Consider the following 23641-nt stretch of genomic DNA (forward strand, 5'->3'; position numbering starts at 1 on the left):
TCCTATCGTGACGTCTGAATCGACGTAGTGGTCTAGGACGATTCTCGTCACTCAGGAGCAATTTTTGGAGGGTACTATGATTAAATTACTAGCAGATTCAACTTGCGATTTATCCGATGAGATTTTAGCAAAATATGAGATTGGCGTCGCACCGCTCATCATCACGATTGACAATAAATCGTATGAGGACCGTGTCGACATCCAGCCCGATGAGTTTTACGGAATGTTGGAAGCGCTACCGGAATTCCCGACGACGGGGATGCCGAGCCCAGCAACATTTATGAAGCTGATGGAAGAGGCCGTCGAGAGCGGACATGACGAGATTCTTTGCATCTGTATGTCGAGCGGGACGAGCGGGTCGTATCAATCGGCCGTGCTCGGAAAAGAATATTTCGAAGAGGCACATCCTGATTCGACGGTGAAAATTCATATCGTCGACTCTCGTTCGATGAGCCACGGGAGCGGCTGGTTGTTAATGAAGAGCGCCCAGATGCGTGAAGCCGGGGCGACGTTCGAGGAGCTCGTCGACTTCAACGAGAAGTACAAGATGAAAGTGAAGCACTTCTTGTCGGTCGACGACTTGGATCACTTGATTAAAAGCGGTCGTATCTCGAATGCTAGCGCCATCATCGGCAAGCTGTTGATGGTCAAACCGATCATGAGCATGAAGAACGGCAAAGGGGCCATCGTCGCGAAAGAACGGGGAACGCGTAAAGTGCTCAAGCACTATACGGACGAGTTCATCAAACGCTGCGACAAGGACATCACCAATTTCGTCATCATCGGCTATACGTCGGATCAAAAGATTGCCGAGAACTTGAAGGCGAAGATTCAAGCCGAATCCGACTTCGAAGGTGAGATTTACCTTATGCAGATGGGCGTCTCGGTCGGGACGCACGTCGGCCTCGGAGCCATCTCGATGTTCTTTGTGGAAAAATAAAAAAACGAAAGCCGTCTCGTGAATGAGACGGCTTTTTCTGTGGATAACGTTATCCACAGGCAGGGACGGTCTAGACGCGTTCCACGGACCAAGAGTTATCCACAATGTCGAGGCGATAGACGTCGGGATTGCTAAGTGTACGCCACGTGTCGAAGTCGAAGCGGTTATCCACATGTTGGAGTAGCAGCGCGAGCAAATTGCCGTGCGTCACGAGAATCGTCGCGCCGGTTACGTCGTCGAGATGGTCGATGACGCTCAGAATCCGGTCAGTCGCATCTTGCCCTGACTCGGCGCCGGCCAGACGGAACGAGGCGTCGGAGAACGAATGACGGAGCAGCTCGAACCAATCATCGCGCGGTTCGAGCGAGAGGATGCGCTCGCGCAACTTCGGCTCTGTCTCAATGGTCAGCTGCTTGGATACGGCGAGCGGTGTAATCGAGGCGATGGCTCGCGTATAGTCGCTCGAGATGATGCGGTCGACAGGAACGTCTTGAAAGAAGTCAGCGAGGGCGAGTGCCTGCTGTTCGCCGGCCTCGGTGAGCGGGGCGTCCGGCTCTTGGCCAGTCGCCGAGCAATGACGGATGAGATAGAACGTAGACATAATGGATCCTCCTTCGTTGTAGGGTTGGGTGCTTACCAGACGGTCAAACTCGTCCTCGTATCGTTGGCGTCAGTCATGTAAAAGACGTACACATATCCGCACGCGAGAGCATGCTGATAAAGCGATTCAAGCAGAGGCTCGTCCTTGCAGTAAATATCGACGAACGTGGAGTCGACGATGAGCAGGGCGAGCTCACAATGGCTCTCACGAAACACCTCATACGTCTCAATGTCTTTCACCGGTCCTTTTGAAAAGGCCTTTAAATTTACGAAGATGAGATAGTGCTCATCCTGATGAATCAAATGAGAAAACGTTTCGCCGTCCATCTCGGTCTCTTCAGGAAACAACGGGTGATCAAGATCGCCGTCCTTCACACGATACGATTCCTCACCACCGACGAACCAGCTGTAAGAGGTGAAATCGATGGGACTCAACATGTCGGCCAGAAAGCGTCCGTATGTATTCGGGATTTTAAAACGGATGCCGCGCTTCACGGATTGCATTCCCCCCTTCAAAAGTTTCATGGATGAAATCCGTACTTAACCCTTATCAAACATCACAAAAGCGTTATAATCAATATAACAATTATAAACGGGGCGAGTCGGCGAATGGGGATTTACCGAATCGTCTCATACACAAATCCAGGGGAGAAGGATGGGGTTTTCATGAGCAGTGTTCAAAAGAGAACAGACGTCATTTTGATTGGTGCCGGTATCATGAGTGCGACGCTCGGGTCGCTTTTTAAAGAGCTCGTACCAGAGTGGGAAGTCAAAGTGTTTGAGAAGCTCGAAAGTGCAGGGGAAGAGAGTTCGAACGAATGGAACAACGCCGGGACGGGACATGCGGCTCTCTGTGAGTTGAACTATACGACTGAGAAGCCGGATGGCACGCTCGACATCTCGAAAGCGATCAACGTGAACGAGCAGTTCCAAATCTCGCGTCAGTTTTGGGCGCATCTCGTCAATAAAGGTTTGATTCAAAAGCCGGAAGCGTTCATCCGTTCGATTCCACATATGAGTATGGTCCAAGGCGAGAACGATGTCCGCTTTTTGAAAAAACGTTTGGAAGCGCTAACAAATAATCCGTTGTTTGAAGGGATGGTTTTATCGGATGACCCAGAACAACTCCGTGACTGGATGCCGATCGTCATGGAAGGACGTTCCGTCGATGAGCCGATCGCGGCGACGAAAATCGATTCAGGTACCGACGTCAACTTCGGTGCGCTCACACGGATGCTGTTTGACCATCTGACCGGCCAAGGTGTCGAAGTCAATTACAAGCATAGCGTCGAGGACGTGAAACGGTTGGCGAACGGGCTGTGGGAAGTGAAGGTAAAGGATATTCAGGCGAACACAATCGAGACGCACACGGCGCCATTCCTGTTTATCGGCGGCGGTGGCGGCAGCCTGCCGCTCCTTCAGAAGACAGGCATCCCGGAGTCGAAGCATATCGGCGGATTCCCGGTAAGTGGTCTGTTCCTCGTCTGTAAGAACCGTGACGTCATCGAACAGCACCATGCGAAAGTATATGGCAAAGCGAAAGTCGGCGCACCACCGATGTCGGTGCCGCATCTCGACACACGCTTTATCGAAGGGCGCAAAGAGTTGTTGTTCGGACCGTTCGCCGGCTTTACGCCAAAGTTCTTGAAGACGGGCTCGAACCTCGACCTCATCCAATCGGTCAAACCGTATAACGTCGTGACGATGCTCGCGGCTGGGGCGAAAGAGATGCCGCTCACGAAATATTTGATTGAACAGGTGCTCTTGTCGCATGACAAACGGATGGACGAGCTCCGCGAATTCATCCCGACCGCGAAGAACGAGGAGTGGGAAATCGTCGTCGCTGGACAACGGGTTCAAGTTATTAAAGACACGCCGGACGGCAAAGGGACGCTCCAGTTCGGAACGGAAGTCGTCAGCGCCGAAGACGGATCGGTCGCAGCGCTGCTCGGTGCGTCACCGGGTGCCTCAACGGCCGTGCACGTCATGTTAAAAGTGCTCGAGCAGTGTTTCCCGAACCGGATGCCGGAATGGGAACCGAAAATCAAAGAGATGGTGCCGTCTTATGGCGTCTCACTCTCCGATCACCCGGAATTGTTCAAGACGATTCACGAATCGACAGCAATGGCGCTCGGCTTGAAAGAAAAAGGCGTCGTCCACAATTAAGCGAGTACAGGCGAGGATATGTTCATATTCTCGCTTTTTCTTTTTGATTTTTGCATAAAAAAAAGACCTCTTCGCACGGAAGGGGCCAATCAAGTAGTGGCGACAGGTTCTTCGCTCAAATAAGCAGCAATTTGTTGATCGATAATTTCTTCCGACAATTCAAGCGCGAGCGAAAGTTCTTTCACGAGGATCGTTTTAGCGTTCTCTAGAATCTTACGGTCCTGTTCATATAACTTTTTGTTCAACAAGATAGCTTCGCTTTGGCGGCGAGCAAGCGTGTTGATGACTTGAGCGATGTCGTGACGGTTACCCGAGTGTACGACGTTCAAGAATTCGCGATTGCGGTTGTTCGGATGGGGATTCCATTCGACACCCGGCGAGCGGAACGATTCGAGGATCTCTTTTGCTTCTTTCGCTTCAAGGAGCGTCAACATCATCACTTTATCACTATCGACGGGGATACTGATTTGCAACTTCTGTGCGTTGTTGATGGGATGGAGCGTATAGTACGACTTCGTCTCACCCGCGACCGTCATGTCGGAAATGTCGTCAATGCGGCAAACTCCGTGGGTCGAATAGATGATTAAATCACCAGTTTTGAACAAATCGATCACCTCTTCCTTTCATCAAGTATAGTAGTTCATGACACGAAATGTCAACTCGGTTGACATTTGAGGTGAGATATGACACAAAAAAATCCCTCCCAATCGTTAGGAGAGATTACAAATTCCAGTCGGCTTTCAACAACATTTTCAGTTGTCGGAACGCGTCGTCACCGAGTGAATCGGCTATTTTTTGTTCGAGTTCGGCTTTCAGTGCCTCGTTCTGTTCGTAGCAACGGACCCCGAGCTCGGTCAGCTCGATACATTTATCTTTTCGGCTCGTCGGATGATCGGTCACCGTGACGAGTTCTTTCGCTTTCAAGTTCTTGATGAGCTTATGGATCGCTTGACGGGAGATGTGGACGTTGCGCGTCACTTCGGCAATGGTCGGCTTCGTCTTATAGATGCGGGCGAGCACGTACCATTCGGAGTTGGAGATGTAGATATCGTGTTGCTCGTTCCAAGCCCGTTCGCTGATGCGACGGATTTGGTCGTGACGCTCGCTTAGGAGATCGAGGAGTCGTGTCTTCGGTTCTGTTGGAGTCAAATTGGTCACTCCTATTCGTTTTTGTCGTTCCTAACTATACAAAAGCCGATGTGTCGCGTCAATGCGCAAACGAGATCGTCATCCTCCGATAAGATTTACTGATTTAGGGAACAGAAAAACAGAGGAGGGACTTTCATGCCGACACGTACTGACTTGTTTCAACGCTATAAACAACATATTCTCGAACTGCCCGACCTGGGGGAAGCGACACTGAAGAGTGAACCGTTCTTACTCGAGGAGGATCCGAACAAACAACTGACGATTTATTACGCTCCGTTCGAATACGTTAACCCGCAGGCCAAAGTCGTCATCGCCGGGATTACGCCGGGACTGTATCAAATGCGGCAATCGTTCGAGGCGATCCGTGATTTGGCGGACGCGCCCGACGAGGAGGCACTCCGAGCCGTCAAGCAACGGGGCAGTTTCTCGGGACCGATCCGCAAGAACTTGGTGACGATGCTCGACGACTTGGAGTTGCATCACCACCTCGGTCTCCCGACGACGCTCGACTTATTTGGCGAGGCGAACCATCTCGTGCAGAACACGGCGGTGCTACCGTATCCCGTCTTCTATAAAGGGAAGAACTACAACGGGTCGAGTCCAGATATGTTGAAGACGGACTTGTTCCGGTCTTATGTCGAAGGCAGCTTCGCCGACGAGATGGCCGTCCTCGAGGACGCCCTCATCTTGCCGATGGGGATTAACGTCCGTCGGGCCGTCGAGACGCTCGTCGACAAGGGCATTATCGCGCCAGAACGCGTCGTGAGCGGATTTCCCCATCCATCAGGGGGGAACGGCCATCGGCATCGAATCTTTGCCGAAAATCGTGAATCGATGCGCCGTCATATCGCTGACCATTTCAAACAGCATCCGCTGAAGTGAGCCGTCACCGTGCGGTTCTTTTTTTGTGAAGCACCTCACCTGACAAGTTTTCTTTAGTTCGCTAAAATGGGGTACGAGGTTGACCCAGTTTTCCCATGAGAGAAAGGAACCGTCTATGATCACGTTAACGAATGTCAGCAAACAGTTCGGCCGCGACTTAGCCGTCCGTGACGTCTCGCTTCAAATCGAGCGGGGTGAGGTATATGGCATCATCGGCGCGAGCGGGGCCGGTAAGTCGACGTTGCTCCGGTTGATGAACCTGCTCGAGACACCGGATACAGGGCAAGTCACGGTCGATGGGGACGAATTGACGGGCCTGTCGAATCGACAGCTACGCGAGAAGCGCCACGTCATCGGCATGATTTTCCAACAGTTCAATCTCGTCGCGAACAAGACCGTCTATGACAACGTGGCCGCCTCGCTGAAGCTGGCCGGCCGACCGCGCTCGACGCATGAGGCCCGGGTGCTCGAGTGCTTACGTTTCGTCGGGCTCGAGTCGTTCAAAGACAAGTATCCGGCGCAACTAAGCGGTGGTCAAAAGCAACGCGTCGCCATCGCCCGGGCACTCGCGAACGAACCGCACGTCTTGTTATGTGATGAGCCGACGTCGTCGCTCGACCCGAACACGACGGCCGAAGTGCTCGGCGTGTTGAAGTCGATTAACGAGCGGCTCGGCGTCACCATCGTCATCGTGACGCATGAGATGGACGTCATCAAACAAGTGTGCGACCGCGTGACCGTCATGACGGACGGTTCGGTGTATGAGACGATTGACGTCATTCCGAGCGGGGTTGCAGACATCGACGACAATCCGTCCTGGTTCGTCGATCAACTGAAGAAGGCAGGTGAACCACATGCCTGAGGTGCTCCTGCAATATCAGACTGAGATTTGGCAATCGATCGGGGAGACGTTCATCATGGTCGGCGTCTCGATTCTCGCGGCCGTCCTGCTCGGTCTGCCGCTCGGGACGTGGCTCTATTTGTCACGAAAAGGACAGCTGTTAGAGAATCGGGCCGTCTTCTCCGTGCTCAACTTGATCGTCAATATCGTCCGCTCGTTCCCGTTCCTATTACTCGTCGTGTTTTTGATTCCATTTACGCGGCTCATCATCGGAACGGCCATTGGGACGGCGGCGGCAACCGTGCCACTCGCCATCATTGCCATCGCCCATTACTCGCGACTCGTCGAGCAGTCACTCCTTGACGTACCGCGTGGCGTCGTCGAGGCGGCCGTGTCGATGGGGGCGTCCATCAAAGACGTCATCTTCAAGTTCTTGTACGTCGAGGCCCGTTCCGGTCTCGTCCTCGGGCTGACGACGTCAATCATTAGCTTCATCTCGTACTCCACCATCATGGGGGTGGTCGGGGGCGGTGGCATCGGCGACTTTGCCATCCGCTATGGCTATCAACAGTTCAAAACGGAGCTGATGATGTACATGATTTTGATCATGCTCATCTTCGTCCAGATGATTCAGTTCACCGGTACGACGGTGGCCCGGCTCATCGACAAACGCTAATTACCTACAGAAAGAAGGAGAACTTATGAAAAAATTAATGGCGCTTTTCGCCTCACTCACACTCGTCCTCGCGGCGTGTGGGAACGATTCAGAAACGAACACGACGGAAGCCCCGTCAAACGAGCCGCAGACGCTCAAAGTCGCATCGCTCATCCCACCGATGACGGATATGCTTGAAATCGCGAAAGAGCAACTCGCAGAAGACAACATCGAGCTCGAAATCGTCGTCCTCGGTGACAACGTCCAACCGAACACGGCGCTCGCAGCAAAAGAAGTCGACGCGAACTTCTTCCAACACGTCCCGTACATGGAAGAGTTCAACCGCAGCAATGACGCCAACCTCGTCCCAATCGAACCGATTTACTTCGCCAACTACGGTGTCTACTCGAAAGAGTATGACAACATGGACGATATCCCGGAAGGCGCGACGATTGCCATTGCGAACGACGTGTCGAACATCGACCGCTCGCTCTCGTTGCTTGCGCAACACGATGTGATCGAGCTCGGTGAGAAGAACGGTTCGTATTACACGCAAGCCGATATCACCGAAAACCCGAAGAACCTCAAGTTCGAGGAAGTCGATTTGCTCATGCTCGCGCGTGCGTATGATGACGTCGATGCGGTCCTCATGACGCCGGCTTACGCGGCTCCACTCGGCTTGACGCCGAAGAGCGATGCTCTCTTGACGGAAGGTGTCGAGAACGACTTCGCCATCACGCTTGTTGCTCGTGAAGACAACAAAGATGAAGAAGCGATCCAGAAACTCGGAGAAGCACTCACAAGTGACGAAGTCCGCGCGTTCTTGGAAGAGAATTACGAAGAAACGGCGATTCCGGCGTTTTAACGAGAAAAGATTGAGCCCAGACGGCTCAATCTTTTTTTTAGTATTCCTCGTATTCTCTCGGGTCTTGATTATCGATACGGCCGTCCGGCTTCGTCAGTGCGTTGAGCGTCTCCATCTCGTCCTCGGTCAATTCGAAGTTGAAGACGTCGAGGTTCTCTTTTTGGTGCAACTCGCTCGACGAACGGGGGAGCGGGATGACACCGAGTTGGACGTGCCAACGCAGAATGACTTGAGACACGGTCTTGCCTTTTTGTCTTGCTAGTTCCGCAATCGTCTCGTCATGCGTGACGGTCCGGGCTCGGCTCAACGGACTCCATGCCTCAGTGATGATGCCGCGCTCTTTGTCAGCTTGACGCTGTTCCACTTGGGAGAAGTATGGGTGGAGCTCGATTTGGTTGATGACCGGTGTCTCACCCGTCTCCTCAATCAAACGGTCGAGGTGCTCAGGCATAAAGTTCGAGACGCCGATTGAGCGGATCCACCCGTTCTCTTTCGCTTGGATGAGTGCGCGCCACGCCTCCACGTATTTGTCTTGTTTCGGGTTCGGCCAATGCAACAGGAACAAGTCCCAATAGTCGAGGTTCGCCCGATAAAGCGACTCACGAATCATCTCGAGCGCATCGTCGTAGTCGAAGTATTGGGCGCGAAGCTTCGACGTCAAGAACAGTTGCTCACGTGGAATACCCGATTGTCGGACGGCTTCCCCGACGGCACCTTCATTGTCATAGCGAATCGCCGAGTCGATGAGACGATAGCCGTTGCGAATGGCGCTTGTGATGGCGTCGACGCCCGGTTCACCTCGTAAATAGACGGTGCCGAGCCCGATGGCCGGAATCTCGTAGCCATCATGTAGTTTGATTGTTGGGATGTTCATAAAATGCCTCCTCATTCAAAATCCGTTCTCTTGTCCGATATTCCACTTTCCCGGGGAATCAAACGTTTGAATCGGTCGGAGTTAATTAAAATGGAGTTGCCTATTTTCCTGTTTTTGGGATAATTGACATGAGGTGATGGGGATGAAGTGGTGGTGGATGTTCGGGATATTGGCCATTGGAGGAATGATGTTCGTCAATGAGGCTTGGTATGGAAACTCGGCGGCGTTTGGAACGGCGACCAGTATGATTATCGTGGCGTTGATTGGCCTAAAGAGTTTAGAAAACCGATATCGGATAAGAATGGGAGTCATCTTTTCATTATTGATTGCTGGAGCGATTTACTTTGGGTTGCCGAGTTATTCAGTCACCGAGGCGGAACATACTTTGAAAAGAGAACACAAGAACGTGACATATGTGAATGATCTCGGTGTATCGGACAGGGGATGGAACCCATTTCGACCGAATCGCGTCTACTTGTTTGAAATCGATTCTGGAGACAAAATCTTGTTTCTACCAGACTCGGGAGACATTATAAAAACGCGTCCTCCAATGTGAGGACGCGTTTCCTATTAGTTGCGAATCATATAATCGAAAGCACCGAGTGCGGCAGTCGCACCAGATCCCATCGAGATGATGATTTGTTTGTAGGCGCTGTTCGTGCAGTCGCCTGCTGCGAACACACCTGGGACGTTCGTGGCGCCATGACGGTCGACGACGATCTCACCGAAGTTGTTGCGTTCGACCGAGTCGAGCCAGTCCGTGTTCGGGACGAGTCCGATTTGGACGAAGACGCCTTCGAGTTCGACGTGATGCGTCTCGTTCGTCTCACGCGACAAGTACGAGATGCCGTTCACTTTGTCCGTACCCGTGATTTCTGTCGTCTGTGCGTTCGTGACGACGGTCACGTTCGGGAGGCTGTGGAGACGGTCTTGAAGCACTTGGTCGGCTTTGAGTTCAGAAGCGAACTCGAGCACCGTTACGTGTTTGACGATTCCAGCGAGGTCAATCGCTGCTTCAATTCCAGAGTTGCCGCCACCGATGACTGCGACGCGCTTGCCTTCGAAGAGCGGGCCGTCACAGTGCGGGCAGTAGGCGACACCTTTGTTTTTGAACTCAGCTTCACCTGGGACGTTGACGTTGCGCCAGCGTGCACCAGTCGACAGGATAACGCTCTTACTCTTCAAGACGGCACCGTTCTCAAGTTCGACTTCGACGAGGTCTTTCTTCTCGAGGCGCTTCGCGCGCTGGAGGTTCATGACGTCGATGCCGTACTCTTTCACGTGCTCTTCCAAGCTCGCGACGAGTTTCGGGCCTTCCGTGTAAGATGTGCCGATGAAGTTCTCTATCCCCATCGTGTCCATCACTTGACCACCAAAGCGTTCCGCGACGATACCGGTCCGGATACCTTTACGAGCCGCGTAAACCGCTGCGCTCGCACCAGCTGGGCCGCCACCGATGACAAGAACGTCATACGGGTCTTTGTTTTCAAATGCCGAAGCGTCAGGACCAGTTCCGAGTTTCGCCAAAATCTCTTCAAGTGACATGCGTCCGTTGCCAAACGCCTCACCGTTCAAGAAGACGGTCGGGACAGCCATGATCTCTTTCGCTTCCACTTCTGCCTTGAACGCGCCACCGTCGATCATCGTGTGTGAGATGTTCGGGTTGAGGACGCTCATGACGTTGAGTGCCTGGACGACGTCCGGGCAGTTGTGGCAGCTGAGGCTGATATACGATTCGAAGTGGTACGTGCCTTGAATGTTTTGAATCTGTTTGATCGCATCCGCGTCAACTTTCGGTGCCCGGCCGCTCACTTGGAGCAACGCGAGGACGAGTGACGTGAATTCGTGACCGAGCGGGATCCCTGCGAAGACGATCCCTGTCTCTTCAGACGGACGGTTCACGCTAAAGCTTGGTGTGCGTTCGAGCGTGACGTTCTCGACCGAGATGCGTGACGACATACTCGCGAGTTCGTTCACGAGGTCGAGCATCTCTTTTGAGACCGCGTCGTCTCCAGCGCTGACACGGAGGACGACATCGCCCTCCATGAGCTGGAGATATTGGTCCAACTGTTGTTTAATATCTGCTTCTAACATGAAATCCGCTCCTTACAACTTGCCGACGAGGTCGAGGCTCGGGCGAAGTGTTGCAGATCCTTCTTCCCATTTAGCCGGGCAAACTTCGCCTGGGTTGTTGCGGACGTATTGTGCCGCTTTGACTTTGTTAACGAGTGTGCTCGCGTCACGGCCGATGCCGCCTGCGTTGATTTCAACTGTTTGGATGACGCCGTCTGGGTCGATGATGAACGTACCGCGGTCAGCAAGGCCATCTTCTTCGTTCAAGACGTCGAAGTTACGTGAGATTGTGTGTGATGGGTCACCAATCATGATGTACTCGATTTTACCGATTTTCTCTGATGTTTCGTGCCATGCTTTGTGCGTGAAGTGTGTGTCAGTCGATACTGAGTAGACTTCGACGCCGAGGTTTTTAAGTGTCGCGTATTCGTTTTGAAGGTCTTCAAGTTCCGTCGGGCAGACGAATGTGAAGTCAGCTGGGTAGAAGCAAACGACGCTCCATTGACCTTTGAAGTCGTTGTCTGATACTTCGAGGAATTCACCTGTTTGGAATGCTTGTGCTTTGAAAGGTAAGATTTCTTTGCCGATTAATGACATGGGATATGTCCTCCTTGGTTTTTTACTCTAGTGGACTTTCGTCTCTACTAGAATAATTATAATGTAATACTAACTTCATATAACCCGCCAAAAATGTCAAGGCGTTTGCATGTCTGGTAAAATGTTGATACATCAAAGTTGAATGGATAAATCGCTTGATGAAAGTAAAGAAAACGATTACAAAATAAATGTGCTTTTGTTTTCAATCCTGTATCCTGATAAAGTGATTAGGAGTAGCGAGAGTTTGAATCGAGTGAAGGAAAGTCGATTATTCTCGTCACGAAGTACATCATTATCAATTACATATAAAAGGGTGAGACAGTTGAACTATCGAATTCATTCACACCGCTTCGGGGAGACAATACTTAAAAATGATGAGGAGTTCACAGAGATTTGGAGAGAAATTCATGACATCATATATTCCATAAGTGATGATGACATCATTCAAAAATTCGAAGAGAAGTATGCGGACAAGAATAAAAGTCTGTCCTCAACCTTGAATGATTTATTCAAATCAGAGTTTTCAAAGAGAGGATGGGCCAGCGAAAGTCCGATCTTCCAAGACCGTGACTATTCAGAGAATGTGTGGCGTCTCGATTTTGCCAAAGAGAATATCTCGCTGGAAGTAGGTTTCAACCATTCGGGAACGATTGCATGGAATCTATTGAAACCGGTCATTGCGAGCGAGTTGAATCATGTCGAGAAGGCAATTCAAACGCGAATTGGTGTGATTATTTGTGCAACCCAAAGACTTCAGCGTGCCGGAAATTTCGACAACGCCATCGGTACATATGAGAAATATGTCCACCATTTGAAACCGTTGAACACTCAGTTGACCGTACCAATCGTCATCATCGGGCTTGAAGCACCCGACACGTTCAGGATTGTCGAGCATTTTAATGAAAAGGGCAAAAAAAGAGGCCGTGTAGAAGGATTCTACACGAACCAGATTGTCGATGATGCAACAGAAACTTATGATGAGCCATTGTTTGATGAGGACTTAGATTAACATGTGATTTCTATTACCCACTTCGTATATGTCGATTGGTTTTGGCCATGTCTACGAAATGGGTGATGGTATAAATCACATGATCAAAGTCTTCATTGACCTGATGCTCCCAGAACCGGAGGATGACCCATCCTTCTTCGACGTAGTGTCTTGTAACGTCAGCATCCCGTTCGATGTTGCGACCGATTTTCTGACGCCAGAACTCGACGTTCGTCTTCGGAAGTTTGAAGTGAAGGGGGCAGCCATGCCAATAGCAGGAGTCCAAAAAGACGACGACACGGAGTCCCGGGAACGAGATGTCTGGTGTCCCATACAGCTTCCGATTGTTCTTCCGATATCGATATCCGGCAGCCCAAAGTGCTTTTCGGACCTTTACTTCCATCTTCGTGTCCTTGCCGCGATTGCCGCTCATCGTCTTGAAGACGGCTGGACTCGATGCTTTCGGTACATTTCTGGCCATACCTTCACCTCCCTCTAATAGGAAGATTCCACGTGAGGGAGATAAGTACTCATTTTACGCGTCTAGAATCTGCTGGATGTAGTTTCTGTCCAACCAAAACGATTGTTTTGTGATCCACTGACCGTCTGGGAGTTTCACTTTGTCCTGACCGTCGGCTCCTTTTGAGCGCACATGGGCGACCTGATTGAACTTCGGGCCGGGAAGGTTGTTTTTCACTCGTTTCCCCGAAGGTGTCAGTTTTACTCCAGTATGGACAATGTGTTTAGCCTCGAGCCACATCGACTTCAACTCGCCATCGACCGTTTCAAGCGGCATGTTCCATAGACGTATCCCTTCGAAACGAGGGATACGTTTTTGTTTGGGCACGTACTCTTCGTCATATCGGAAGACGAGGAAGAGGTATTTCTGTTCGGCGAACGTGTCATACAAGTCGGATTCTTCCCATTCGTCTCGAGACAAGTCGTCGAAATCGACTTTTCCGAACGACATGTGCTCCCGGATTTTGCCGTCAGGCTCTCGGGCAATCGTCTTGAACTTGATGTTCGCTTTCGCAAACTCTTCGATGCTCGACAAATCAGTCTTTCTGACTCCTAAAAGTTTTGCCATGACTCGTGGAATCATCGCTTTATTGCCTGGGTTATATGGGATGCTTGTCTCTTCGCATAGTTCGAGTACCGTCTTCCCGTAATGAGGAGCGAGTTTTGCCTCGAGGAGCTCTTCAATCGACATTTCTTTCAATTCACCGTGGTTGGCGATTGACTCCATCAACTCTGGGGTCAAGTACTGACGGACGAGTCCCGACATATAAGAAGCTTTGAGTGAGAAGGCCCGAGGTTTTGCTGGTTGCTCTGAGAACGGTTGGCTGCGGACGACAGAGCCGTTCGCCCCTTTCGTACAGGCTGACAAGTACATCGTATCGGCCTCGGAGATTAAATGGGCCTCTCCACGTTTGATTTTTGCGACGATTGTCTCCCAGTCTTGCCGCATCACGTCCAAATCCTCTTCTGAGAACTCATTCAAGAACGCTTTATAGATACGGTAGTCGTCGATAGGGATGTTTGGCTCATATTGATAGAGCATGATGAGCATGCTCGTGGCTTTGGATAAGAAGCTCGACGTCTCGAACGAATACTCGTGCTCGTTATGATAATCAATCATGTTCAAGACGAGCCGCTCCTTCGATGAATATGTACCGTTTTTGTTTTTCTTGAAAGGGGTGACCTTCAACTCGATGCCGAGTTCCTCGAAATCAGGCCGTGCGTCCGAGTTGATTTGGTAGCCGAAATGGCTCTCCTCGATGATGTGCCCGAGGGAACCTTTCGAGCGGACATTTTTGATACGCCCGGTCGTGTCGATCTCTCCGAACGTCTTCCCTTCGGCTTCTCTTGCCTTGTCCATCAATTCTTGAATCATTTCATACCGCAAAGTGAATCCTCCTATATTTTACATTTATAACCATTATAGCGTACCGCTTGATCGAATTCATCGTTCGTGATACACTATTTCCATTGAGTCGAAATTAAAAATAGAGTAAATTTAAGATAGAAAATACGAAAGGGTGTTCCCATTGATTAAAGTAGTTGAGTTATTTGCTGGTGTAGGAGGTTTCCGCATCGCACTTGAAGGAATTAAAGACGTGAATGCCGAGCCTACATCGGACAAATTCGATGTGGTTTGGGGCAATCAATGGGAACCGGCGACGAAGAGTCAACCGGCCTTCGATTGCTACGCCGAACGGTTCAAGGGCCGCGGCAAACATTTGAACGAAGATATCGCCCTGTCATGGATGGAAGCGGGTCCGCACCACCTTTTGGTCGGGGGGTTCCCGTGTCAAGACTATAGCGTGTCGCGCAGCCTCAAGAACGAACAAGGGATCCAAGGGAAGAAGGGCGTCTTGTTCTGGGAAATCATGAACATCATCGAACAAGAGAAACCACCATATGTGTTGCTCGAGAACGTCGATCGCCTCATGAAGTCGCCGGCCAAGCAACGGGGACGTGACTTTAGCGTCATGCTTCGTGCGTTCGCCGACCAAGGCTATACGGTCGAGTGGCGCGTCATCAATGCGGCCGACTATGGGTTCGCGCAACGCCGTCGTCGCATCTTCATCTTCGCGACCCGCACCGACCTGAATCATTCGGCACGTGCTCAACAGGCAAACCCTGAGGAATGGTTGCTCGAGTCAGGATTCTTCGCCCCGGCATTCCCGGTCCATGAACTGACGAGCGAGAAACATCCGGGCTCGCAGTTCGAACTGCCGAAAGATATCGTCGAAATCTCTGACACGTTCTCGGCCACGTACCGGAACGCAGGAATCATGTCGGGCAATCAGGTGACGACGCTCGAGACGTTACCTAAACGCGAAGTGCCGAAGACACTCGGCGAAGTGGTCCAAGAAGTCTATGAGCAGTTCGGTCCTGCACCGGAGCAGTATTATTTGGACACCGAGACGATTAAAAAGTCGGGTCGGAACGAGCAGGAAGAGTTGGCTTACTTGAAAGGACCGAAGAAAATCGAGCGGACTTCGGCGAGCGGTCACGTGTATGTGTACGCGGAAGGCGGCATGTCGTATCCGGACTCGCTCGACCTTCCTGGACGCACGATGTTGACGAGCGAAGGCACATGCAACCGCTCGAGCCATGTCATCGAAGATCCACAGACGAAAAAGCTTCGTTACTTGCGCCCTGAGGAGTGCGAGGGACTGAACGGATTCCCTTATGGATGGACGGATACTATGACGGACCGCAAACGTTACTTCACGATGGGAAACGCCCTCGTCGTCGGATTGATTGAGCGGATGAGCCATCGAATCGCAGAGGTCCATGAGCAAGAGGATGACCAAAACATCTTGCAGGAAGCGATTCAGATGCAGCTGTTAGGAACATATAATAACTTTAAATGATGAAAAATCTCTAGTCACGATGGGGAAAATCGTGACTAGAGATTTTTTCATATCAACTTCAAAGTTAAAAAGACAGAGGTCGCCCTCTGTCTTTCCATTATTCTGCCATCAACGCACACACCGCATTCGAATAGGCGACCGGGTCTTCAATCGGTAGTCCTTCGATAAGGAGCGCCTGCTGATAGAGCAAATCGGTATACTGTTTCGCTTTCGCTTCATCTTCCTTATAGATGCGCTGTAACGTCTGGAAGATGGCGTGATCGGCGTTCACTTCAAGCACTTTTTCGGCTTTCATGCCGCCGCCGTTCGGCATCGTATTCAAAATCTTCTCCATCTCGATCGAGACGTCACCGGCGACCGTCAAGCAGACCGGATGTGACTTGAGGCGTGTCGACGCGCGCACTTCTTTAACACGGTCGCCCAGTTCTTGTTTCATGAAGGCGAACAAGTCCTTGTTGTCCTCGTTGAGGGAATGGGCCGCCTCGTCATCGAGCCCGAGGTCACCGCTCGCGATCGACTTGAACTCTTTGTCGTCATACGACTGGAGCATCTTGATGGCGAACTCGTCGATTTCTTCGGTGAAGTAGAGAATCTCGAACCCTTCCTCTTTCAAGCGTTCCGCCTGTGGCAACAGGTCGATCCGATGAATCGATTCACCCGTCGCGTAATAGATGTACTTCTGGTCTTCTTTCATGCGCTCGACGTATTCTTTGAGCGTGACGAGCTTGTTCTCGTTCGACGAGTGGAACAGGAGCAAGTCTTTCAACTCGTCCTTGGCAGCGCCGAACTGGTCGTAGACGCCGAACTTGATTTGACGGCCGAACGACTCGAAGAACGTCTCGTAATCCTCGCGCTCGTTTTGGAGCATCTTCTCGAGCATGCCTTTGATTTTCGACTTCACGTTTTTGGCGATGACGCGGAGTTGGCGGTCCTGTTGCAGCATCTCCCGGGAAATGTTGAGCGAGAGGTCTTCCGAGTCGACCATCCCTTTGACGAAACCGAAATAGTCCGGGAGCAGGTCAGGCGATTTCTCCATGATCAAGACGCCGTTCGAATATAGCTCGAGCCCTTTCTCAAACTCTTTCGTGTAATAGTCGAACGGGACCGTCGATGGGATGTAGAGAATCGACTGATACCGGATGGAACCGTCGACGTTCAAGTGAAGGTGTTTGAGCGGCTCGTCGAAGCCGTAGCGTTTCTCGTGATAGAACGTCTTGTAGTCCTCGTCCGAGAGCTCGCTCTTCCGTTTGCGCCAAATCGGCACCATGCTGTTGACCGTCTCTTCTTCGATATAGTCCTCGTACTCTTCTGAGTCGTCTTTTTGACGGTGCTTCGTCACGTCGAGCTTGATCGGATAGCGGATGAAGTCCGAGTGCTTCTTGATGAGCGACCGAATCTCGTATTCTTCGAGGAACGTCGAATACGTCTCGTCGTCTGTGTCGGTTTTCACGTGCAACGTGATCTCGGTCCCGACGTCTGTCTTGTCGATTGGCTCGATCGTATAGCCGTCTGTGCCTTCCGATTCCCACAAGTAGCCTTGTTCGCTGTCGACCGAGCGGGTGCGGACGATCACACGGTCGGCCACCATGAACGCCGAGTAGAAGCCGACGCCGAATTGACCGATGAGGCTGTGATCTTCTTCCATCTTCGTCGCCTGCTTCATCGCGAGCGAACCGCTCTTGGCGATGATTCCAAGGTTCGACTCGAGCTCGTCGGCCGTCATCCCGATTCCGGTGTCGCGGATGGTGATCGTGCGGGCGTCTTTATCGAGCTCGATTTTAATGAAGTAGTCGTCCTTATTGAAGTCGATCGCCTCATCCGATAAGGCCCGGTAATACATCTTGTCGATGGCGTCACTCGCGTTCGAGATGAGCTCACGGAGGAAGATGTCCTTATGCGTATAGATTGAGTGGACCATCAACTCTAAAATTCGTTTCGATTCGGCTTGAAACTGTTTCTTTGTCATGATCGTTCTCCTTTTTATTTGTTCGATTTTGGCACTCTGTCAATAAGAGTGCTAACACTATTGATTATCCTAATTTTTAGGAAGATGTCAACCCGATTCAAACAAAAGATTGACGCGGGGGCCGGATTCGCCTATAGTTGAGTACATGCGATGAGCTGGTCTATGTAAGACGGCGGACATTCCTTCGGGAGCACGTTGTGGAGCGTGGTTCGACGCGGTAGACTTTTCGAGAGCACCTCTAGTGAGAGGTGCTCATTTTTTTGTATATGGGGGATTTTTATGGAGTTACATACAATCCATCACGTGGCGATTATCGCCTCGAACTATGACGAGGCGAAGCGGTTCTACATCGATATCCTTGGTTTCGACGTCATCCGCGAGCATCATCGTCCGGACAAAGGCGATCACAAGATCGACCTGCGGCTCGGCGCGTACGAGCTTGAGCTGTTCATCAAACCGGATAGCCCGAAACGGCCGAGCTTCCCGGAGGCGTGCGGGCTCCGTCATCTCGCCTTTAAAGTCGACGACATCGAGTCGGTCGTCGTTGAACTGAATACGCACGGTGTCACGACGGAACCGATTCGGTATGACACGTTCACGGGCGAGAAGATGACGTTCTTCTTCGACCCAGACGGTCTGCCACTCGAGCTACATGAATAAAGCCCCTTCACGCGAAGGGGCTTTCGTTATGGGCGCACATACGACAAGAGCATCTCTCGCAACACCCGTTGTTGGATGTGCGGTTCGATATCGTCCTCTAAATAACTGATGTGAGACTTCAAAATGATATTGTTGCCGAACGTCCCGAACGCATTGATGACGGTGACGACGGTCGTTTTCACGTCGATGTCGCTTCGAAGCGAGCCGTCCGTCTTCCCGTGCTCAATGAGCGGTTCGAGCGTCTCCATGATCTCGCGCTGTAGTCCGATGTAGTTATCGATTCCGGGAAGGGGACTTACGACGAACGAGGCATAACTCTCGAACGCCTCACGGAAGCGAGAGTGACTCGTCCGTTTCATTTGTTGGTCGAGCAAGTAGTCAATGATCGCCTCGAGTCGCGAGTACGCATCTCCCGTCCGGCTCGTCAATTCCTTGAACGCGTCGAGCGTCGGTGCCAAGTTACGGACAGCCGCTGCGACAATCAACTGATCTTTTTTCGGGAAATAGCGAAACAGTGTCGCGACCCCGATTTCGGCGGCGTCAGCAATATCCTGCATTTGGACGCGCTCGAATCCGTCTTTCAGAAACAGGATTTCAGCCTGACTGATGATGCGATTTAACCGTTCTTCTTTGTTTTGTTGACGTTTACTCATATCATCACCTCTTTGTTCTCTTGTCATTATAACGCTTTGAAGCAGTTTCGTTGAGAATCGAATGTGCATCGACTACTATTATGATAGTTAGACTATCATAATTTAAGATTGGAGCTGGAACAATGCGGTTAACGGGGAAAGTAGCGGTCATTACGGGGGCAGGCAGCGGTATGGGTGAAGAGACGGCCAAACTGTTCGCACGCGAAGGAGCGACGGTTGTTGCGACAGACATCAATGTAGACGCGGTGACACGTGTCGTCGAAACGATCCGGGCGAACGGAGGAGAGGCGCTCGCACTTCAGCACGACGTCACTTCGCGCAGTGATTGGGAAAGAATTTATGATGAAGTGCAATCGGTGTGCGGGAAGCTTGATATTCTCGTCAACAATGCGGGCATCGCGCTTGCAAAACCGTTCTTGGAACAGACCGAGGACGACTGGTCACGGACGTATCGAATCAATATCGATGGCGTCATGCTCGGGACGCAGTATGCCATCCCGCTCATGGAGCAAAATGGCGGCGGTTCAATCGTCAACATCTCATCAATCTCGGCGCTCACCGGTATGGCCGGGGCAGGTGCCTATACGGCTTCAAAAGGGGCCGTTCGCTCACTTACGAAGGCTGCGGCCGTCGATTACGGGAAGCACAATATTCGCGTCAACTCGGTCCATCCGGGCTATATCGTGACGCCGATGAGCGCGCCGCACATGGAGCACCCGGACTATAAACAGCATTTCCTGAATCAAATCGCTTTGCCGAATCTCGGTCAGGCGGGGGAAGTGGCTGCGGCCGTCTTGTTCCTTGCATCGGACGAGGCGAACCACATCACCGGAATCGAACTACCCGTCGACGGGGGTGTCACGGCCAAATAAAAAAAATCATTTGTCCAGGTCAGAGGAAATTCCTCTGACCTTTTTCATATTATTTTTCGAAAAAACCATATTAGAGATAGACAAATTGAGCGTTTCCTAAAATAATGAAATGAAGTGATTTTTTGGAGTTAATTGTTGGAACCTTCAAGCCATTATCTCGTATACATGAATTGACGGATCCGTCGGTCGTAGCTATGGACATGTAGAAATGAGGAAAACAGATGAAAGCAACATGGAAACAAGTATTATCATTCGTCACGGTGCTCATGCTCGTCTTGGCCTTGATCCCGCCCCACGTGAGCGCGGATGCAGGAGCGGGCATGCAAGATGCGAAGACGCTCAGCCCGGGAGTGGAGGTCGCGTTTGAGACCGGGACGGACGCAACGAATACATATTGGTTCAAGATGGAGCGGGGTGCCCCGTCATCGATGACACATATGGAAATCCAGTTCGAGTCAACAAAACTCGCGAACATCTCGGTCTATCCGAGCGCCGACATGGCAGCGAAAGATGAGACGTTCGAACAATATCGTTCGAGCGCGACACAAGAGGAAGAACAACAGACGGCGACGCTTCGTCTCCCGTATGCATGGGAAGGCCCGTACTACATCAAAGTGGAGTACCTTCCAATGACGGAAGACGCGGAGGAGGCCGCTGCGTCTGATATCAAGCTCGTCTACAACCCGGTCAAATTGCCGGTCAAATATGAGAACATCGAGACTGAGGCCGGCATGTGCGCCGTCGAGTCGATTTTGAATCCGACGCCGGAGCGCGACTCGATGTTGAAGCTCATCCGTCGCATTCAGACGGAAGTGTTGTCGCAATCTGAGGCCGGGAACGATTTGGCCGCCTTGTACTATCGCACGTCTCCGTACTTGATTAAAGCGATTGTGAAAGACGGAGCCAAACGTCAACAAGCGTACAATGATTTGAAGGCGCTACAGCCACTCATGAACGCGCTCGTCGACCGCAAGGCGTACACGCTCACGAAAGCGGATGAGGCTGCCATCAAGAGCTTGCAGGCCTTCGTGACGACAAACGTCCCGACCGCGTTACAGGCAGAAGTAAACAAAGTAGCAGCCACACTCGGCACAGGTACACTTGCCGGGACACCGCTTCAAGATGTGATGGTCAAATTCGGAGTATCGATTGAAATTGATGATGCCCCGCGTTATATCGTCAAATACAAGTCGTCACCGAGCAAGTCGCTCGGGAAGATGAACGCATTGTCGAACGTCTCGGCAGAGCAGATCGATATCGGTCGCCCAGGTGACCACTTCGCGGTCGTCGATGTCGAGTCGGCGAGCACGAAAACGCAGGCGACGGCCAAGACGACGCTCGAGCGTGACACGAACGTCGAATTCATCGAGCCGGTCCAGACGTATCAAGCGTTCATGGCCGACACGAGTTACGACTATCAATGGTCACTCAACTCGAAATCGGTGTTGCAGCCATTCCAGGAAGCTGGAATCGGAATCGATGCGTATGAGGCTCTCAAATTGCCGGTCCGTTCCGTGAAAGTCGCCGTCCTTGATACGGGTGTCGATTATCGCCTCCTTGATTTCAAAGGACGTGTCGACATCGCCAACGAGAAGAACTTTGTCGACCCGAACGGGGAAGGCAGCGCGCTTGACGATCACGGACACGGGACACACGTGGCCGGCGTCATCGGTGCGATTCAAAACAACGGGACATCGATGCGCGGGATGATGCCTGCTGTCTCGATTCTCCCAGTCAAAGTGCTCGACGCGAGCGGTTCTGGGGATACGGAACAAATCGCGCTCGGAATCAAATATGCTGTCGATGCTGGTGCGAAAGTCATCAACATGAGCCTTGGCGGCAGCGAGAGCCGGACGATCGGCTACATGTTGAAGTACGCCTATGACCGCGGTGTCGTCGTCGTGGCGGCAACGGGGAATGATGGCGATTCAAGCCTGTCGTACCCAGCTTCATCGAAGTATACGATCTCGGTCGGTGCGACGAACACGTTCGGCATCGTCTCGGATTACTCGAACTACGGGTATGGTGTCGATGTCGTGGCGCCGGGCACGAAAGTCGCGAGCCTCGTCCCGAACGGTAACGTCGTCTATATGGACGGCACGAGTATGGCGACGCCACACGTCTCGGCTGTCGTTGGATTACTGCTGTCGACACGTCCGGCACTCAAAGTCGAAGAGATTCGTCAGTTGCTCCATCGTACGGCAGAGCCGCTTGCTTTCTCTGGCGGGGATGCGACAGGTGGAATGAGCTATGAAGACGGCCTTGATTATTTCATGGAAGACTCGGAAGAAGAACTTCCGTTCAACTATGACTACATCAGCGGCTATGGCAAGGTTAACGTGCACCATGCAGCTTCGATGCTACGTCTCTACGCCAAGCCAGGCGTCGTCCGTGACAATTCGACGGTGTTTGCTGCTAGCGTGCAGAGCGGGACGACAGTGACGGTCTATAACGGCGAGAAACGTCTCGCGACCGGAACATCGAAACAAGCTCGTGTCGCATTGAACATCGGAGCTCAAAAAGCAGGCACGGTTCTCCGGGTCGTCTATAGCAACGGGAAGCTCGTCTCGAGCGAACGCCTTCTCGTTGTGAAAGGTGCCCGTGCGAAACAACCGACCGTCTCGACACCACGTGCGAACGCGAAGCAAGTATCGGGTCGCGCGGATGCGGGAATGACGGTCATCGTCCGAGACGCGAAGCGCCGCGTCATCGGGAAAGGGACGACCGGCCTCACGGGAACGTTCGTCACGAAGACACGCACCCTTAAAAAAGGGGAGCGCCTCTCGATCCACATCGAGGACGCGAAAGGTCGCGCGAGTCAGATGAAACACGTCGTCGTCAAATAAGTACACATGAAACAAGGAGTTCGCCGCAGCGAACTCCTTGTTTTGCCTTCTACTCGAGGATACCGAGGAGCTCCATGACCAATAAAACGAACAGTCCGGAGCCGAGAACGGCCGCGAAGAAGACGAGCACGGCGTACTCTTTTTGTTTCAAGATGGCCCACCATCCGGTCACGAACGCTCCGAGCCCAAGGACGAAGAATGTGGTCATGTAGCTGAGCCGTAGCATGTTCGCGGCGTTGTCGCTCCAAAGCGTCGAGTGGAAGGTCGTATCGAAGTTATCGAGCAGGAGGAACGGCACGTACATGGCGAGGAACAAGCCGATGAGGATAATCGACCACTTGCCGACCGAGGTGCGTGGGAACAAGGCGCCATTCATGACGATTCACCTCTTTTCATTACAAAATCATCTGTATAGGACTATTCCCGTTTTGACGAAAAGTTGACGGCTTTCGTTGAAACGACATGATATAGTCGAAACTAGAAGGTGTTCGATTGTAGTGATGTAATAGTTGAAAGGTGACGTTTGAAGTACGAGCAATGAATTTTAGGAAAGAGAGTTTAGAATTCAGAGAAAATCGAAAAAATAACAAAGAGGTAAAGTGGACACGTTTAGAGGAGCCATACAGGGTGA

General features: G+C 51.7%; 24 protein-coding genes. 12 read left to right on the forward strand and 12 right to left on the reverse strand.

Annotated elements, in window-relative coordinates:
• The first annotated feature begins 76 nt into the window (after positions 1-76).
• Positions 77-940, forward strand: a complete 864-nt coding sequence (locus tag KNP60_RS09410; protein WP_214797349.1) for a DegV family protein — start codon at positions 77-79, stop codon at positions 938-940.
• Between the two features lie 70 nt (positions 941-1010).
• On the opposite strand, the gene KNP60_RS09415 is transcribed toward KNP60_RS09410, so the two are convergent.
• Together KNP60_RS09415 and KNP60_RS09420 are read right to left on the reverse strand one after the other, a co-directional pair.
• Positions 1011-1541, reverse strand: coding sequence for a histidine phosphatase family protein (locus KNP60_RS09415; RefSeq protein WP_214797350.1), 531 nt, complete (start codon positions 1539-1541; stop codon positions 1011-1013).
• A gap of 32 nt (positions 1542-1573) precedes the next feature.
• Complete coding sequence (locus tag KNP60_RS09420; protein WP_251131379.1) at positions 1574-2044, reverse strand: DUF2691 family protein; 471 nt, start codon at positions 2042-2044, stop codon at positions 1574-1576.
• A 162-nt stretch (positions 2045-2206) separates the two neighbouring features.
• On the opposite strand from KNP60_RS09420, the gene mqo reads away from it, so the two are divergent.
• Positions 2207-3706: a malate dehydrogenase (quinone) gene (gene mqo, locus KNP60_RS09425; RefSeq protein WP_214797351.1), complete on the forward strand. Its 1500-nt coding sequence runs from the start codon at positions 2207-2209 to the stop codon at positions 3704-3706.
• Between the two features lie 89 nt (positions 3707-3795).
• Here the strand turns inward: mqo and KNP60_RS09430 are convergent, their stop codons facing one another.
• Both KNP60_RS09430 and KNP60_RS09435 read right to left on the reverse strand, forming a co-directional pair.
• On the reverse strand, positions 3796-4320 hold the full coding sequence (locus tag KNP60_RS09430; protein WP_131472030.1) for a CarD family transcriptional regulator: 525 nt from the start codon (positions 4318-4320) through the stop codon (positions 3796-3798).
• A 106-nt stretch (positions 4321-4426) separates the two neighbouring features.
• Entirely contained in the window at positions 4427-4855 is a 429-nt protein-coding gene (locus tag KNP60_RS09435) for a MarR family winged helix-turn-helix transcriptional regulator (RefSeq protein WP_214797352.1), read from the reverse strand.
• 135 nt (positions 4856-4990) lie between these two features.
• Between KNP60_RS09435 and KNP60_RS09440 the strand changes: the two genes are divergently transcribed.
• From KNP60_RS09440 to KNP60_RS09455, 4 genes are all read left to right on the forward strand, one after another.
• Positions 4991-5737, forward strand: a complete 747-nt coding sequence (locus KNP60_RS09440; RefSeq protein WP_214797353.1) for a hypothetical protein — start codon at positions 4991-4993, stop codon at positions 5735-5737.
• Between the two features lie 115 nt (positions 5738-5852).
• Positions 5853-6599 carry a methionine ABC transporter ATP-binding protein gene (locus tag KNP60_RS09445; protein WP_214797354.1) on the forward strand — a complete coding sequence of 249 codons (747 nt, stop codon included), beginning with the start codon at positions 5853-5855 and terminating at the stop codon, positions 6597-6599.
• Positions 6592-7254: a methionine ABC transporter permease gene (locus KNP60_RS09450; RefSeq protein ID WP_214797355.1), complete on the forward strand. Its 663-nt coding sequence runs from the start codon at positions 6592-6594 to the stop codon at positions 7252-7254. The genes KNP60_RS09445 and KNP60_RS09450 overlap by 8 nt, the downstream gene beginning before the upstream one ends.
• Before the next feature lie 25 nt (positions 7255-7279).
• Positions 7280-8098 carry a MetQ/NlpA family ABC transporter substrate-binding protein gene (locus KNP60_RS09455; protein WP_138860202.1) on the forward strand — a complete coding sequence of 273 codons (819 nt, stop codon included), beginning with the start codon at positions 7280-7282 and terminating at the stop codon, positions 8096-8098.
• A gap of 37 nt (positions 8099-8135) precedes the next feature.
• On the opposite strand, the gene KNP60_RS09460 is transcribed toward KNP60_RS09455, so the two are convergent.
• Positions 8136-8972: an aldo/keto reductase gene (locus tag KNP60_RS09460; RefSeq protein WP_034780397.1), complete on the reverse strand. Its 837-nt coding sequence runs from the start codon at positions 8970-8972 to the stop codon at positions 8136-8138.
• A gap of 142 nt (positions 8973-9114) precedes the next feature.
• On the opposite strand from KNP60_RS09460, the gene KNP60_RS09465 reads away from it, so the two are divergent.
• Complete coding sequence (locus tag KNP60_RS09465; protein ID WP_034780399.1) at positions 9115-9528, forward strand: hypothetical protein; 414 nt, start codon at positions 9115-9117, stop codon at positions 9526-9528.
• 14 nt (positions 9529-9542) lie between these two features.
• On the opposite strand, the gene ahpF is transcribed toward KNP60_RS09465, so the two are convergent.
• Together ahpF and ahpC are read right to left on the reverse strand one after the other, a co-directional pair.
• On the reverse strand, positions 9543-11066 hold the full coding sequence (gene ahpF / locus KNP60_RS09470; RefSeq protein WP_214797356.1) for an alkyl hydroperoxide reductase subunit F: 1524 nt from the start codon (positions 11064-11066) through the stop codon (positions 9543-9545).
• Between the two features lie 12 nt (positions 11067-11078).
• Positions 11079-11642: an alkyl hydroperoxide reductase subunit C gene (gene ahpC, locus KNP60_RS09475; RefSeq protein ID WP_021067918.1), complete on the reverse strand. Its 564-nt coding sequence runs from the start codon at positions 11640-11642 to the stop codon at positions 11079-11081.
• A gap of 322 nt (positions 11643-11964) precedes the next feature.
• On the opposite strand from ahpC, the gene KNP60_RS09480 reads away from it, so the two are divergent.
• Positions 11965-12651 (forward strand): BglII/BstYI family type II restriction endonuclease, encoded by a 687-nt coding sequence (locus tag KNP60_RS09480; protein ID WP_214718729.1) that lies wholly within the window; start codon positions 11965-11967, stop codon positions 12649-12651.
• A 13-nt stretch (positions 12652-12664) separates the two neighbouring features.
• Here the strand turns inward: KNP60_RS09480 and KNP60_RS09485 are convergent, their stop codons facing one another.
• On the reverse strand, positions 12665-13111 hold the full coding sequence (locus KNP60_RS09485) for a very short patch repair endonuclease (RefSeq protein ID WP_214797357.1): 447 nt from the start codon (positions 13109-13111) through the stop codon (positions 12665-12667).
• A gap of 54 nt (positions 13112-13165) precedes the next feature.
• Positions 13166-14536: a Sau3AI family type II restriction endonuclease gene (locus KNP60_RS09490; RefSeq protein ID WP_214797358.1), complete on the reverse strand. Its 1371-nt coding sequence runs from the start codon at positions 14534-14536 to the stop codon at positions 13166-13168.
• Positions 14537-14678: 142 nt separating this feature from the next.
• Here KNP60_RS09490 and dcm point away from each other — a divergent pair, with 142 nt between their 5' ends.
• A complete protein-coding gene (gene dcm / locus KNP60_RS09495; protein ID WP_214797359.1) occupies positions 14679-16013 on the forward strand; it encodes a DNA (cytosine-5-)-methyltransferase in 1335 nt (444 codons plus the stop codon).
• Between the two features lie 97 nt (positions 16014-16110).
• Here the strand turns inward: dcm and htpG are convergent, their stop codons facing one another.
• A complete protein-coding gene (htpG, locus tag KNP60_RS09500) occupies positions 16111-17979 on the reverse strand; it encodes a molecular chaperone HtpG (protein ID WP_214797360.1) in 1869 nt (622 codons plus the stop codon).
• A gap of 279 nt (positions 17980-18258) precedes the next feature.
• On the opposite strand from htpG, the gene gloA2 reads away from it, so the two are divergent.
• Complete coding sequence (gene gloA2, locus KNP60_RS09505; RefSeq protein WP_034780421.1) at positions 18259-18639, forward strand: SMU1112c/YaeR family gloxylase I-like metalloprotein; 381 nt, start codon at positions 18259-18261, stop codon at positions 18637-18639.
• Between the two features lie 26 nt (positions 18640-18665).
• Here gloA2 and KNP60_RS09510 read toward each other — a convergent pair whose 3' ends face one another.
• A complete protein-coding gene (locus KNP60_RS09510; RefSeq protein WP_214797361.1) occupies positions 18666-19292 on the reverse strand; it encodes a TetR/AcrR family transcriptional regulator in 627 nt (208 codons plus the stop codon).
• 122 nt (positions 19293-19414) lie between these two features.
• Between KNP60_RS09510 and KNP60_RS09515 the strand changes: the two genes are divergently transcribed.
• Positions 19415-20164, forward strand: a complete 750-nt coding sequence (locus KNP60_RS09515) for an SDR family NAD(P)-dependent oxidoreductase (protein ID WP_034780427.1) — start codon at positions 19415-19417, stop codon at positions 20162-20164.
• 221 nt (positions 20165-20385) lie between these two features.
• Complete coding sequence (locus tag KNP60_RS09520; RefSeq protein ID WP_214797362.1) at positions 20386-23010, forward strand: S8 family peptidase; 2625 nt, start codon at positions 20386-20388, stop codon at positions 23008-23010.
• 49 nt (positions 23011-23059) lie between these two features.
• Here KNP60_RS09520 and KNP60_RS09525 read toward each other — a convergent pair whose 3' ends face one another.
• On the reverse strand, positions 23060-23386 hold the full coding sequence (locus KNP60_RS09525) for a hypothetical protein (protein ID WP_034780432.1): 327 nt from the start codon (positions 23384-23386) through the stop codon (positions 23060-23062).
• Between the last annotated feature and the right edge of the window lie 255 nt (positions 23387-23641).

Origin of the sequence: Exiguobacterium sp. s5, assembly GCF_018618075.1 — a bacterium.
Lineage (GTDB): Bacteria > Bacillota > Bacilli > Exiguobacteriales > Exiguobacteriaceae > Exiguobacterium > Exiguobacterium mexicanum_A.

What these genes read in the sequence shown, in the direction of transcription:
- KNP60_RS09410 (WP_214797349.1), top strand. Translation starts at nt 77, where the DNA reads ATGATTAAATTACTAGCAGATTCAACTTGCGATTTATCCGATGAGATT.
- KNP60_RS09415 (WP_214797350.1), bottom strand. Translation starts at nt 1,541, where the DNA reads ATGTCTACGTTCTATCTCATCCGTCATTGCTCGGCGACTGGCCAAGAG.
- KNP60_RS09420 (WP_251131379.1), bottom strand. Translation starts at nt 2,044, where the DNA reads ATGCAATCCGTGAAGCGCGGCATCCGTTTTAAAATCCCGAATACATAC.
- mqo (WP_214797351.1), top strand. Translation starts at nt 2,207, where the DNA reads ATGAGCAGTGTTCAAAAGAGAACAGACGTCATTTTGATTGGTGCCGGT.
- KNP60_RS09440 (WP_214797353.1), top strand. Translation starts at nt 4,991, where the DNA reads ATGCCGACACGTACTGACTTGTTTCAACGCTATAAACAACATATTCTC.
- KNP60_RS09445 (WP_214797354.1), top strand. Translation starts at nt 5,853, where the DNA reads ATGATCACGTTAACGAATGTCAGCAAACAGTTCGGCCGCGACTTAGCC.
- KNP60_RS09450 (WP_214797355.1), top strand. Translation starts at nt 6,592, where the DNA reads ATGCCTGAGGTGCTCCTGCAATATCAGACTGAGATTTGGCAATCGATC.
- KNP60_RS09455 (WP_138860202.1), top strand. Translation starts at nt 7,280, where the DNA reads ATGAAAAAATTAATGGCGCTTTTCGCCTCACTCACACTCGTCCTCGCG.
- KNP60_RS09460 (WP_034780397.1), bottom strand. Translation starts at nt 8,972, where the DNA reads ATGAACATCCCAACAATCAAACTACATGATGGCTACGAGATTCCGGCC.
- KNP60_RS09465 (WP_034780399.1), top strand. Translation starts at nt 9,115, where the DNA reads ATGAAGTGGTGGTGGATGTTCGGGATATTGGCCATTGGAGGAATGATG.
- ahpF (WP_214797356.1), bottom strand. Translation starts at nt 11,066, where the DNA reads ATGTTAGAAGCAGATATTAAACAACAGTTGGACCAATATCTCCAGCTC.
- ahpC (WP_021067918.1), bottom strand. Translation starts at nt 11,642, where the DNA reads ATGTCATTAATCGGCAAAGAAATCTTACCTTTCAAAGCACAAGCATTC.
- KNP60_RS09485 (WP_214797357.1), bottom strand. Translation starts at nt 13,111, where the DNA reads ATGGCCAGAAATGTACCGAAAGCATCGAGTCCAGCCGTCTTCAAGACG.
- htpG (WP_214797360.1), bottom strand. Translation starts at nt 17,979, where the DNA reads ATGACAAAGAAACAGTTTCAAGCCGAATCGAAACGAATTTTAGAGTTG.
- gloA2 (WP_034780421.1), top strand. Translation starts at nt 18,259, where the DNA reads ATGGAGTTACATACAATCCATCACGTGGCGATTATCGCCTCGAACTAT.
- KNP60_RS09510 (WP_214797361.1), bottom strand. Translation starts at nt 19,292, where the DNA reads ATGAGTAAACGTCAACAAAACAAAGAAGAACGGTTAAATCGCATCATC.
- KNP60_RS09515 (WP_034780427.1), top strand. Translation starts at nt 19,415, where the DNA reads ATGCGGTTAACGGGGAAAGTAGCGGTCATTACGGGGGCAGGCAGCGGT.
- KNP60_RS09520 (WP_214797362.1), top strand. Translation starts at nt 20,386, where the DNA reads ATGAAAGCAACATGGAAACAAGTATTATCATTCGTCACGGTGCTCATG.
- KNP60_RS09525 (WP_034780432.1), bottom strand. Translation starts at nt 23,386, where the DNA reads ATGAATGGCGCCTTGTTCCCACGCACCTCGGTCGGCAAGTGGTCGATT.